Genomic DNA, 12,867 nt, shown 5'->3' on the forward strand with positions numbered 1-12,867 from the left:
ATTTTGGTACAATAGGAATCGAAAGCCAGGGGGGAAAAGAATGAAATTTCGTTACAGCGAATATTCCATCGAACAATTACATCAGGAAATTGGTAAATTAAAAGAACAGGCCCAAAAAGCAGAACAGCTTGGCAATGTTTCTGAGGTCCAAGTTTGTGAACGGAAAATGCAGGTAGCTCTTGCGTATACAATGAGTCCAGATGATTTTAAAAAAGAGGAAATTTATCAGCTTAAAATGGAAACAGGCTATAAATTTAAAATATCTTATGTTAACGGGGTCTTTGCGTGGGGTTACCGTATTGATTTATTAGATAAGGAAAGTGAAGATATAGAAGCTTTGCCAATTTCTTTATTAGGAAAAAAGGTAAGCTGAATAAAAACAACTCAGGCGAAACTTTACCTCACCTGAGTTGTTACTTTTTTATATAGAGAATGGGAATTTCTGCTAAAAACGACCTTCATGAAAGGTTGAGTCTCTGTATAGATCCTGAAGGGTGCAGAAGTTATTTGGTCTTTTCAATGTTAAGGGGTTGAGTCACTTGGAATCAGTTTGCTTTGAAGCTTCTGTTCCGAGAAAATCCATCCTGTATAGGAAGTAATTACTTCCAGATTTTTATCCAGCTTCACAACGGCAACAAATGGATAATATCCTTTGCTGCGATAACGCAAATCAATAAAACGGACTTCTGTGACATCATCTTCATCAGTATTTATTTCCCAGCGGTATACTGGAGAAAAATTAAGGAAGGAAGAGATGTTTTTATCGTTTTTGGCAGCTTTTATGACATCTGTATCAGGTAATGGAACACGATAAAATTCATCAACAATCTCAATATGCCGATTTTCAACGCTGCCTACATAGTAACGGTCGCTAGTTGTTATTGCAACACGCCAATAATTTTGTTTGAGTGTAGGGGAGGTAGCGACAACCTCTGTATCTGGAAAATATTCTTTGATTTTCTGAACAATTTCTCTTTTGTCCATGTAGCGTTTAATGTAATATAGTACAATGACCGTATAAATAATGACCCAGGTATAACCCGGATTTGCGCCTAATGCCCAGGCAATGATACCGGCGACATTCAGGAAAAAAATGTACGGATCAAATGTATTAATAAACCCTTTTGCAATCCATTTTTTGGTGAATGGACGGAAGGCCTGCGTACCATACGCATTAAATAAATCGACAAATACATGAATAGACACAGCTAATAGTGTCCATAACCAAAGAGTCAGATAGCTTACTTCTGGAACAAATAAATAAATTGCTCCAGATACGAGCAGACTCCACATAAGGATAGCAGGAAGAGAATGCGATGCTCCTCGATGCTGTCTTATATAAGTTGCATTATTTTTTAATTTAAATATTGTATCAAAATCAGGAGCGTGTGATCCCACGACTGTTCCAACTAATACAGCATGAAATAGTGCAGGATTACTTTGCACAGCAGGGTCCAATGTTGCCAAACCGCCAAGTGCAACACCCATAACTATATGCGTACCAGTATCCATAGCTATATATCCTCCTTAAGTTGCTTCCATCAAAGCAATCCAATACTATTTTAACACATAGGAAGTGAAAACATGAACGATAAAAGGCTAGAACATATAAATATTTCAGCTTTTCAAGAAGACCTGCTCAAATGGTATGAAGAAAATAAACGAAATTTGCCCTGGCGTGAAAATAATAATGCTTATCGCGTATGGGTATCAGAAATTATGCTGCAGCAAACGAAAGTAGATACGGTTATCCCTTATTTTAATCGGTTTATGGAGAAATATCCAACTGTATATGAATTAGCTGAAGCGGAGCAGCAGGACGTTTTAAAGCAATGGGAAGGACTAGGTTATTATTCCCGCGCAAGAAATTTACAAACTGCAGTACGTGAAGTCGTGGAAGCATATGACGGAAAAATTCCTGATGATCCGAAGCAGCTTGGCAGCTTAAAGGGAATAGGGCCTTATACAAAAGGAGCGATTCTTTCGATTGCTTATAACCAGCCTATACCGGCAGTAGACGGCAATGTGATGCGTGTTTTTTCCCGGGTTTTACATATTAAAGAAGATATTACGCAGAGCTCTACGAAAAAATTATTCGAATACTATGTGGGAGAAATGATTTCAAAGGAAGATCCTTCTTCATTTAATCAGGCAATCATGGATTTAGGAGCGACAATTTGTACACCAAAAAAGCCTTTGTGCATGTTTTGTCCTGTGATGGAGCACTGTCAAGCATATGTGGAAGGAGTACAAGAAAGCCTTCCAGTAAAAAAGAAAGCAAAAAAACAGCAGAAGAAGAAATATATTGCATTACTTATCCAAAATAAGGAAGGTAAATATATTATTGAAAAAAGACCGGATGCTGGATTGCTGGCAGGATTATGGCAATTTCCAATGATACCTGCAGATGAAATTGTTGAAAGTGATTGGCACCGGTGGCTTCTAGAAAATTATGAGGTAGATGCGGAGATAAAAACTTCATGCACAGCTATTAAGCATGTTTTTTCTCATATTATTTGGAATGTAGATGTAAGAAGAGCAGTAACAAATCAGGAAACCGTATCGGACAGCCGGTTAAAATTTGTTTCTATAGAAGAGCTGAAGGAATATCCTTTTCCAGTTCCGCATCAAAAAATGATTCCTTTTTTAGAAGAAAAATGAAATAAGAATGAAGGTAAGGCGTTAATTGTGAAACCTGTTAAAAAATCACATTATCAAAAAATGGCTGCAATACTTTGTTTTCTGGGGTTAATTATTTTTAGAAAATATTTTTTAAAAAAGTTTGGATAAAGAAATTCACTTCGGGAACATTAATTATTGCGGAGGTGATATTGATGGCTAAAAAACAAAATCAACAAAACCAACAAAATCCTGCAAAAACTAACGCAGCTGAAGTAAGAAAGCAAAACCAACAAGCAGCTCAAGGACAATATGGTACTGAGTTTGCTTCAGAAACAGATGCACAACAAGTGAAAAAACAAAATCAACAATCTCAACAAAACAAGCAATAACATCTGTTTTACCCCAAAAAGGGTTTCCAAATACGGAAACCCTTTTAATCATTTAATAAATGCTTATTAATAAAAAGGGACCCCCGAAATACGATTATCATTTGAACATATGAATAATTTATGCAAATTCATTAATAATGGATATAGACGAAATTGGTTTTCCGCATCATACACCGCATTGCCCGGTTTCTGCTTAAAATCCTCGAATTTTCTCTGTTCTTAAAGCGGGAGTGTTACAGCAAGTTATACTGCGATACATAAAAGCATTTCAATTAAAAAGGAGTTATCCTTTAACTTTTGTAGCTGAAGGCTTATAATAAAATATAATGCATAAATCACTGTATGAAAATGGAGAGGGAGATTTTGGATGGTTTCTCCAAACGCTGGTTCGAAAATGATGATACAAAGTTATAAGCATAGTGGACAACTTCATAGAGTCTGGAAAAATAGTGTGGTATTAAAAGGTACGGAAAGCGTTATAATTGGTGCAAATGACCGGACAAAGGTTATTGAAAGTGACGGCCATTCATGGATGACGAGAGAGCCTGCTATTTGTTATTTTGATGCCAGGCATTGGTTTAATATTATAGGTATGCTCAGGGATGATGGAATACACTATTACTGCAACCTCAGCTCTCCGTTTGTTTATGATGAAAATGATGAAGCTTTGAAATATATTGACTATGATTTGGACGTGAAGGTATTTCCAGATATGACTTTTCATCTTCTTGATGAAGATGAATATGAAGAAAATAAAGCCTTAATGCATTATCCTGAAGAAATTGACCGTATTCTTTATCAGCAATTAGACATCTTAATTCATTGGATTCGTCAAGGGAAAGGTCCATTTTCTCCTGGATTCGTTGATGATTGGTATGAAATGTACTTAACATATCACTAAGCTGAAGAGTACAGAGACGTGAAAATACTTCAGAGCGATTTAATTGCAATTAGAATGAATAAAAGGGTATCCTTGTTACGAGATGGAGTAGCAAGGATTTTTATATTACATTTTAGAGAATGGATGTGAAATGACGAACATATTCCGTAATACCTTTCAAGCAGAGGAAGATGATGAATGAGCAGTATTAAGCAGTATATGCAATTTGTAAAACCATATAAATGGAAAATTATATGGACATTACTTATCGGTGTTATTAAATTCGGTATCCCATTGATGATGCCGTTAATTTTGAAATTTGTTATTGATGATATTATTACGGTAGAGGACTTCACCCAGTCTGAAAAGATAACACGCTTATTCTGGATAATGGGTATTTCTTTTGTCGTATTTTTAATTGTCCGCCCGCCGGTTGAGTATATACGGCAATATCTGGCCCAATGGGTTGGAAATAAAATTCTTTTTGATATTAGAGGGAAATTATTCGACCACCTTCAAAAATTAAGTTTAAAATTTTATTCGCAGACAAAAACTGGCGAAATCATTTCCAGAGTAATAAATGATGTGGAGCAAACGAAAAATTTTGTTATGACAGGGCTGATGAATATTTGGCTGGACGTAACAACCATTTTAATAGCAATTATTATTATGTTTACAATGGATGTACCGCTCACCTTTGTATCAATTATTTTATTCCCTTTATTCGGTATCTCTGTTAAATACTTTTTTGGACGCTTACGACGGTTAACAAGAGAAAGGTCACAGGCCTTGGCTGAAGTGCAGGGGCATTTACACGAGCGAATCCAAGGCGTACCAGTTACAAGAAGCTTTGCGCTGGAGGATTATGAAGATGAACAGTTTGATAAAAGAAACAGTCATTTTCTGAATCGGGCTTTGAAGCATACAGATTGGAATGCCAGAACTTTTGCGGTGACAAATACAATTACTGACCTAGCACCGTTATTAGTTATCGCTTTTGCGGGTTACCAGGTCGTTATGGGTAATACATCTCTTGGTACGATGGTAGCTTTTGTCGGATATATGGAGCGGGTTTATAGCCCGTTGCGTCGACTTATTAACTCTTCTACAACTTTAGTACAATCGATTGCGTCTATTGACCGGGTGTTTGAATTAATGAATGAGCCTTATGACATTACGGATAAAAAAGATGCAGTTGATCCGGGACGATTGCAAGGAAAAGTAACCTTTAACCAAGTCTCTTTTCAATATGATGAAGAAACGGAACCTGTGCTCAAGGATATTGATCTCCATGTTCAAAAAGGAGAAACTATTGCCTTTGTCGGAATGAGCGGAGGAGGAAAATCAACATTAATCAGTCTGATTCCCCGTTTCTATGATGTGACTGGTGGATCCATTGAAATTGATGAAATGGATTTAAGAGATATGAAAGCACGTTCACTGCGGGACAATATTGGAATGGTGCTTCAGGATAATATTCTGTTCTCCGAATCAATTGCCACAAATATTCGCATGGGAAACCCCGATGCAACGGATGAGGAAGTTATCAGTGCAGCAAAAGCAGCAAATGCTCATGACTTTATTAATGAAATGCCGGAGGGGTACGAGACGATGGTTGGAGAGCGCGGTGTGAAATTATCAGGTGGACAGAAGCAGCGGATTGCGATTGCGCGGGTATTCTTGAAAAATCCGCCAATCTTGATTTTTGATGAAGCAACATCCGCGCTGGATTTAGAAAGTGAGCATCTTATTCAGGAAACACTGGAAAAGCTTGCTTCTGATCGGACTACCTTTATTGTTGCTCACCGTCTGGCAACAATTACACATGCAAATCGTATTGTCGTCGTTGAGAACGGAGAAATTGTTGAAATAGGATCGCATGAAGAATTAATGCGGCTCCGTGGACATTATTATGATTTGTATCAGATTCAGAATTTGGAGGAATAGGGAGAGCGTCTCCTTATTCCTTTTTTAATAAAAGGGAGGTTTTCGATGCAAACTTTTCGAGAGTTGAAAACAGAAGATGAAACAGCTTTTTACCGTTATATTAATCAATGGTATTTAAAAGAAGAAATAGTAATTCCAACAGCGACGGAGATAAAACGGTATAAAAATTATCAGCACTTTATTGAATATCTTTCTGCGAGTAAACAAGCTAATTTCAATCATAATTTCGTTCCTAATTCTACATTTTTTCTCTTTATTGGAGATGATATTGTTGGTGCGTCTAATATTAGACATGAGTTAAATGATGGGTTAAAAGAAATTGGCGGACATATAGGCTATGGAGTTGCGCCAAATGAACGCAATAAAGGATATGCAACAAAAATACTGGAGCATTCCTTAATTTATTTAAAAAAGATGCAAATACAAGAAGCTCTAATAACCTGCAATCAAAAAAATCAATTTTCAGCTAAAGTTATTATAAATTGCGGGGGAGGAGAGATATCTTCTTTTAAAGATGAGAAAGGAAATATAACTAGAAGGTTTTTGATTTCATTAGTTTAACGGATACAAGAAAGGTCTTCACCGGATATAGCTATATCCGGTGAAGACCTTTCTATTGTGTTACCTTTATTATTGATTCTCTGCCATTTTTGCAAATACACGGCCAACCGCATCAATCGTATTTTCGATATCAGAATCTGTATGCTCTGTTGTTAAGAACCAGGCTTCGTATTTAGAAGGTGCCAGGTTAATGCCTTCTCTCAACATAAGCTGGAAGAACGTTGCAAAGGCTTCTCCATTTGAAGCTTCGGCCTCTCTATAGTTTGTGACTTTGTCGACTCCGAAGTATACAGTTAGAGCTCCGCGGAGACGATTAACTGTAATATGAATATCATTTTCTTCTGCTTTTTCCAGAATACCTTCTTCCAGGCGTTTTCCGAGTCGTTCTAATTCTTCATATACACCGTCTTCTCTTAAAACCTCTAAGCAGGCAATACCTGCTGCCATAGAAGCGGGATTTCCCGACATAGTTCCTGCCTGGTAAGCTGGTCCGAGTGGTGCAACCTGTTCCATGATATCCTTTCGGCCGCCGTAAGCGCCGATTGGGAGACCACCGCCAATAATTTTACCCATTGCTGTTAAGTCCGGCTCAATATTGTAGAGCTGCTGTGCACTTCCATAAGTGAAACGAAATGCAGTAATCACCTCATCATAAATGACAAGAGCACCGGCGCGGTGGGTAAGTTCATTTACTTCTTCTAAAAAACCTTCAAAAGGTTCTACAATTCCGAAGTTACCTACAATTGGTTCAACGATTACAGCTGCAATTTCACCTTCCCATGCTTTTAATGCTTCTTTAAAGGCTTTTAAATTATTAAATGGAACGGTAATTACCTCTGCAGCACTGGAAGCAGGAACACCTGCTGAATCTGGTGTACCCAGTGTTGACGGTCCAGATCCTGCCTCCACCAATACAGCATCAAAGTGTCCATGATAGCATCCGGCAAATTTAATAATTTTTGTTCTGTTTGTATAGGCGCGGGCTACACGAATGGTTGTCATCACAGCCTCTGTACCTGAATTATTAAAACGAACCTTCTCTAATGAAGGCATGGCTTCTTTTAACATTTTTGCAAATGTGTTTTCAAGTTCCGTTGGTGTTCCGTAAAGAACTCCAGTTGTTGCTGCTTCAGCAATAGCTTTTGCAATATGCGGATGTGCGTGACCAGTTATGATTGGCCCGTATGCAGCTAAATAGTCAATATATTTATTATCATCGACATCCCAGAAATAGGCTCCCTGACCTCTTTTCATATATACAGGAGATCCTCCGCCAACAGCTTTATAGGAGCGGGAAGGAGAATTAACTCCGCCGACGATATGTTGTAAAGCTTCCTCATGCAGCTTTTCAGAATTTGTAAATTTCATTTTGTTTTCCTCCTCATTCTGCCCAACCAGTAAAGTATCTGAACGTTACCTTACAAGTTCATCTAAAAAAGGTAAAAAGCAGATTTTCTCTGTTTATTTTTACCCCAATTACTAATATAACAAAAAAATGAATGGAAAACTTGTACAAACTGTTTCAATTTCCGCATATACATTAGATAGTGAAGAGTGACTGTTTAAAGATATAGTGATCTGAACCTGGATTTTGGACCGTTTAAATTTTATCTCTTCTGGTGTCTGGAGCTTGCTAATCATATGCCGTATTAACCTTTATGCTTGTCACTAGCAGCTGTTCCATAGAAAAGATTATTTGGAAGGAGCAAAAGAAATGGGTATCCCTTGGATATTCTTTATCCTGATTATGGTTTTAATCGGTAAAAGCATCTATGATTTTATTCAATATAAATCAATTCATTCACGTATACAAATGAAGGAAGGGCATTTCTCTTTAGAAATTTTTATAGCAATGCTTGTTGTTTATTGCATTACAATGGTCGGTTATGGTCTGATTTATTTCATTTTATCCTTTCAAGGGATTGTCATCGTTGAGCATGGAGAATTAAGAGAGGTAACCATATGGGGATCAGTTATCCATTCCATCTATTTTAGCGGTGTAACAATATTGACCCTTGGCTATGGAGATCTGGCTCCAGTCGGCATTGGAAGAATTATTGCTATTTCCGAAGCTTTGATTGGGTACATCCTGCCTGCTGCTTTTGTATTAAAGGTTGTACAAATCAGCAGCCGTGACAGTGATAAATGAATCTAATTTTGTAATATGCTATATTTAAGAGAGAAAAGGGACTCATTTATAATTGGAGGGATTAGATGCCAATCGAATTAGGAACAAAAGTAAATGATTTTACATTACCAAATCAGGATGGCGAAAAAGTAAGCTTATCTGATTTTAAAGGAAAGTACGTTGTTTTATATTTTTATCCAAAGGATATGACCCCGGGGTGCACCACGGAAGCATGTGATTTCAGAGATAATCATGAAAGCTTTGAAGAGTTGGACGCAGTAATAGTCGGCATTAGTCCGGATCCGGAAGCTCGTCATCAAAAATTTATTGATAAGCATGATTTGCCGTTTACTTTACTTTCAGATGAAGATCACCAGGTGGCCGATCAATTTGGAGTATGGAAGCTGAAGAAAAATTTTGGAAAAGAATATTACGGTATTGAACGTTCTACATTTATTCTTGATAAAGAAGGAAACCTTGTCAAAGAGTATCGAAAGGTTCGAGTGAAAGATCATGTACTGGATGCTTTAAACTATTTAAAAGAAAATAGTGCAGATTAAGTATTTCGGGATTGGAGATGGAATAACATGCGAATCTATACAAGATCTGGAGATAAAGGACAAACATCGCTGGTTTACGGACAACGTGTACCGAAAAATCATTTAAGAGTAGAAGCGTACGGGACCTGTGATGAAGTGAATTCTAGCATTGGACTGGCAGCAAGTTATATAGAAGAAACAAGCTGGGACGGTAAGCATGCATTTCTTGACCAGTTACAACGTGTACAGACAATTCTTTTTCATGTTGGTGCAGAATTATCTACGCCAAAAGATAAAGAAGTTTATTGGAAGCTTGAGCAGAAACATATTGATGAGATGGAAAAACAAATTGATGAATGGGATAAATCACTTGAACCGTTGAAGAATTTTATTCTTCCATCAGGCCATCGGGCAGCAAGTGCGTTACATCATGCTCGCACAGTGGCCAGACGGGCAGAACGTTTAACAGTAGGATTGGAAGATGAAGTAGAGAATAAGCTTGTTTTCGGTTATTTGAACCGGTTATCGGATTATTTATTTGTTGCTGCCAGATATGTAAATCAGCAATTAGGTGGAGAAGAAAAGCAACTCCACACTAATGTTTGATTTACGTGAATTAATTGACATTATGAACACAGGGCGATAAACTAATTATAAGAATTATAATCTAATAATTTTATTAATTGGGAAGAGAGGTGTTTAGGGTGTCTGAAGATAAATTACGGCAAGCAATTGATACATTAAAACAGTCAGGCGTCCGCATTACACCACAACGACACGCCGTACTGGAGTATTTGCTTAATTCAATGGTTCACCCGACTGCGGATGATATATATAAAGCACTTGAAGGAAAGTTTCCAAATATGAGTGTTGCAACAGTATATAATAATTTGCGTGTATTAAAAGATATTGGACTGGTCAGAGAGCTCACTTATGGAGATTCCTCAAGTAGATTTGATTGTAATACATCAGATCATTATCATATCATTTGTAATCAGTGTGGAAAGATTGTTGATTTTCATTATCCTTCATTAGATGAAGTAGAATCGCTTGCAGAGCAGGTCACAGGTTTTGATGTCAGTCATCATCGCCTGGAAGTTTATGGTACATGCAATGCCTGCAAGGAGCAGCATGCGGCAAAATAAGAGATTTTAAATATGTAAAAAAATGACTGGAGATAGTATTTATTAAGGCTCGTGTACTATCTCCAGTCATTTTTTGTTTTATGGCAGAAATTCTAGATTTTATGCAGCTCTTCCGCGAACTAAAATTTAAATATATTGCATATAAGTATAGCATAAAATAGTTCAGGCTTACGAAAGAACAAGTTAATACAAGCTTTCAGATTATCATCAAAAAAGCACCATACTTAAGTGAGAATTTATTTTCACAAAGGCATGGTGCTTTTTAATTATTTATTTTCTTCACGGAATTTGCGATTATTATACCGTTCATCGAATTCCTTACCTTCTAAATTCTTATCTAATGTCAGCGGTTCTTTGCAATGCATGCAGGCATCTACCCGGCCTAGCATTTTTGTAGGCTTTTCACAGTTTGGACATATAACAGGAACTGCTCTTAAGGATAAGGTGCCAATCCATATGTATACAACACAGCTAAGTACAATCATCAGTACACCTAACACAAAAAGGATAAGCATTAACCATTCAATACGACGAGCCATAATTCCACCATACATTATTAAGATACCAGCAAACACAAGGATTAAGGCAAAGGTACGGATTTTATTTATTTTACTTGAGTAAGTCATTTGTTGTGCCATTTAAATCCCCCTTAAGATACAAATTTAGTATATCATAGAATATTAGAAGAATGAATATTAAAGAAAACTTCACAAGCCAAGCCGTAAAATGACATCGGATTGGTTACTTGTACTGAGGAACTGCCAGTATTACGATTACTATCCTTCAGTAAAATTTTATACTTTCCTATAGTTCAAAAAAGGGTTTTTAAAAGTATATATAGAATTATGTTTAATTAGAGGGAAAACAGGGAGGCAACTGTTATCATGGAGAATTTTCAAAGAATGATTTATCAAGAGCATGCAAGTAATCCAAATACATTAGGCATACTTGTTGTGGAGAAAACTCAATTTGACCGTCCAATTACGGATGAATTTGATAGTATTTTATTGATTATTGTTGAAAATCAAGAAGTGGATTGGTTTGTAAAACATTATGAGGTGAATGGACAAACGGTAGCTATGCATATTGTAACGAGATCGATTCTGATGGATTGGATTGACACAAGTGGTTACAGGCGTGCAGCAGAATGGGTTATCTATGGAAGAAAAGTTTATGACAGAAATGAGTTTATAAAGGGATTAAAAGATGAACTTCAATCGTTCCCGGAGGACAAACGTACACTCAGAAAGATAATTGATTTCGGAAAACTGTTGAAAAACTTTAGTGAAGGAAAAGCGTTATATGAATCAAAGGAGGTTATGGATTCTTATAGTAAAATTTTAAATGCCCTGCACTATTTAGCGAGGTTATCTGTTGTTGATCAAGGCTATTATCCAGAAGTAACTGTGTGGAATCAGGTAAAGAGTATTGATTTAGAAGTGTACAAACTATATGAAAAATTGATGGACAGCACAGAAAATTTAGAAAAGAGAATTGAATTAATGCTGATTGCAATGGATTTTGTTATGTTGAATAAAGCAGAGTCCGCCGCAGCACATCTGCTAAATTTATTAAGCAAAGAAGATGATTATTGCTCATATGCTTCTATTAAAGCTTTACCGGAGATAGAACACTATACCTTAGATTTACATGCAATTGTATCTTATTTAGAAGAAAAGGATATTATTGATATGAAACTGGTTCCTACTAAAAATCCGGATGTATTTCAGAGAATGTACAAGGTGAAAGAACTAGAGGAAGTATGATAATGGTATCTGAAACAGAAGTTTTCGGTGAGAAAACTAATTACTTATCCTGCAATTTTTATGAAGTTGTGGAATAAGTAATTTTTGGTTTCTGTTTCTTGATTATATCATTATGGCTGTAGCAGGTTTCAATTATTACTTATAGAAGATGATTTTAGAGAGAAAACTAAATTTAGCAAATCATATATACAGTAGAGAACTTTATTTCTCCTTTTGGAGGAGAGAATAACTGGAACTGTATTAAATGAAGTCTCGTTTTATGACAGGTATAGAGAAATGTATTTTTAGAATAGTAGCAAATACTTTGCAATAATAATATGTGAAAAGGATTGGACTTTGATTTATATCGGACCTGTATTTTTTACTGTACATAATGAAACTTCAAATATATCTGTAATTAATTAAAAAACTGACGTATATTATTTTATTTGAATTAATAAGGGGGACATTTAAGCCTTTGTATAAACTTTTTAACATGAGATTGGATATTTAAAATAGAAATAAACTTTTTTATGCATGTGTCTTAAGGGAATGACCGCATGTGAAAGAAAGAAAATCAAAATGCGTATTAAATGTGATTAATGCTTTTAGAAGGGGATACTCTATATTTGTATATGAAATACATAAGCTTAAGAAAAGGTGGTATATCAATGTTTTATATTGTTATATTACTTTTGCCTAAGGTACTGTTTCAAGGCGAACCCTGATGGATCCGAAATTTGCTTTTAATAAATTTTAAAATAATCGTTGACTTTCTATTTTTAGCATGGTAAAGTTAATCTCGTTGCTGATTCGAGCAAGCGCTCAGTTAATAAAATATAAAAAAAGAAGTTGACAACAAACTTGAAATTATGTTATATTAATAAAGTCGCTGATTGAAGCGAAGCAAT

General features: G+C 36.1%; 14 protein-coding genes. 11 read left to right on the forward strand and 3 right to left on the reverse strand.

What is annotated here, in order from left to right; all coding sequences use genetic code 11:
- The first annotated feature begins 40 nt into the window (after positions 1–40).
- Entirely contained in the window at positions 41–373 is a 333-nt protein-coding gene (locus OSO01_RS20805) for a YfhH family protein (protein ID WP_147212380.1), read from the forward strand.
- A 149-nt stretch (positions 374–522) separates the two neighbouring features.
- Here OSO01_RS20805 and OSO01_RS20810 read toward each other — a convergent pair whose 3' ends face one another.
- On the reverse strand, positions 523–1,512 hold the full coding sequence (locus OSO01_RS20810) for a metal-dependent hydrolase (protein WP_147212381.1): 990 nt from the start codon (positions 1,510–1,512) through the stop codon (positions 523–525).
- A gap of 72 nt (positions 1,513–1,584) precedes the next feature.
- Here OSO01_RS20810 and mutY point away from each other — a divergent pair, with 72 nt between their 5' ends.
- The 5 genes from mutY to OSO01_RS20835 all read left to right on the forward strand — a co-directional run bounded on the left by mutY (position 1,585) and on the right by OSO01_RS20835 (position 6,399).
- The gene (gene mutY, locus OSO01_RS20815; RefSeq protein WP_147212382.1) at positions 1,585–2,661 is read left to right on the forward strand and encodes an A/G-specific adenine glycosylase; all 1,077 of its coding nucleotides are present in this window, start codon (positions 1,585–1,587) and stop codon (positions 2,659–2,661) included.
- A gap of 173 nt (positions 2,662–2,834) precedes the next feature.
- Positions 2,835–3,011, forward strand: coding sequence for a gamma-type small acid-soluble spore protein (locus OSO01_RS20820; RefSeq protein ID WP_147212383.1), 177 nt, complete (start codon positions 2,835–2,837; stop codon positions 3,009–3,011).
- A gap of 367 nt (positions 3,012–3,378) precedes the next feature.
- Positions 3,379–3,912, forward strand: a complete 534-nt coding sequence (gene ntdP / locus OSO01_RS20825; protein WP_147212384.1) for a nucleoside tri-diphosphate phosphatase — start codon at positions 3,379–3,381, stop codon at positions 3,910–3,912.
- Positions 3,913–4,089: 177 nt separating this feature from the next.
- A complete protein-coding gene (locus tag OSO01_RS20830; protein WP_147212385.1) occupies positions 4,090–5,838 on the forward strand; it encodes an ABC transporter ATP-binding protein in 1,749 nt (582 codons plus the stop codon).
- Between the two features lie 45 nt (positions 5,839–5,883).
- Entirely contained in the window at positions 5,884–6,399 is a 516-nt protein-coding gene (locus tag OSO01_RS20835) for a GNAT family N-acetyltransferase (RefSeq protein ID WP_147212386.1), read from the forward strand.
- 69 nt (positions 6,400–6,468) lie between these two features.
- Here OSO01_RS20835 and OSO01_RS20840 read toward each other — a convergent pair whose 3' ends face one another.
- Complete coding sequence (locus OSO01_RS20840) at positions 6,469–7,767, reverse strand: glutamate-1-semialdehyde 2,1-aminomutase (RefSeq protein WP_147212387.1); 1,299 nt, start codon at positions 7,765–7,767, stop codon at positions 6,469–6,471.
- A gap of 346 nt (positions 7,768–8,113) precedes the next feature.
- On the opposite strand from OSO01_RS20840, the gene OSO01_RS20845 reads away from it, so the two are divergent.
- From OSO01_RS20845 to perR, 4 genes are all read left to right on the forward strand, one after another.
- The gene (locus OSO01_RS20845) at positions 8,114–8,548 is read left to right on the forward strand and encodes a potassium channel family protein (RefSeq protein WP_147212388.1); all 435 of its coding nucleotides are present in this window, start codon (positions 8,114–8,116) and stop codon (positions 8,546–8,548) included.
- Positions 8,549–8,613: 65 nt separating this feature from the next.
- Positions 8,614–9,087, forward strand: a complete 474-nt coding sequence (gene bcp, locus OSO01_RS20850; protein ID WP_147212389.1) for a thioredoxin-dependent thiol peroxidase — start codon at positions 8,614–8,616, stop codon at positions 9,085–9,087.
- A 27-nt stretch (positions 9,088–9,114) separates the two neighbouring features.
- On the forward strand, positions 9,115–9,672 hold the full coding sequence (locus OSO01_RS20855; RefSeq protein ID WP_147212390.1) for a cob(I)yrinic acid a,c-diamide adenosyltransferase: 558 nt from the start codon (positions 9,115–9,117) through the stop codon (positions 9,670–9,672).
- 98 nt (positions 9,673–9,770) lie between these two features.
- Positions 9,771–10,211, forward strand: coding sequence for a peroxide-responsive transcriptional repressor PerR (gene perR / locus OSO01_RS20860; protein WP_077603674.1), 441 nt, complete (start codon positions 9,771–9,773; stop codon positions 10,209–10,211).
- A 266-nt stretch (positions 10,212–10,477) separates the two neighbouring features.
- On the opposite strand, the gene OSO01_RS20865 is transcribed toward perR, so the two are convergent.
- On the reverse strand, positions 10,478–10,849 hold the full coding sequence (locus OSO01_RS20865; RefSeq protein ID WP_147212391.1) for a YgzB family protein: 372 nt from the start codon (positions 10,847–10,849) through the stop codon (positions 10,478–10,480).
- 246 nt (positions 10,850–11,095) lie between these two features.
- On the opposite strand from OSO01_RS20865, the gene OSO01_RS20870 reads away from it, so the two are divergent.
- A complete protein-coding gene (locus tag OSO01_RS20870) occupies positions 11,096–11,977 on the forward strand; it encodes a nucleotidyltransferase-like protein (protein ID WP_147212392.1) in 882 nt (293 codons plus the stop codon).
- The last annotated feature ends 890 nt before the right edge of the window (positions 11,978–12,867 follow it).

Source organism: Oceanobacillus sojae (genome assembly GCF_007991515.1).
Taxonomy (GTDB): domain Bacteria; phylum Bacillota; class Bacilli; order Bacillales; family Amphibacillaceae; genus Oceanobacillus; species Oceanobacillus sojae.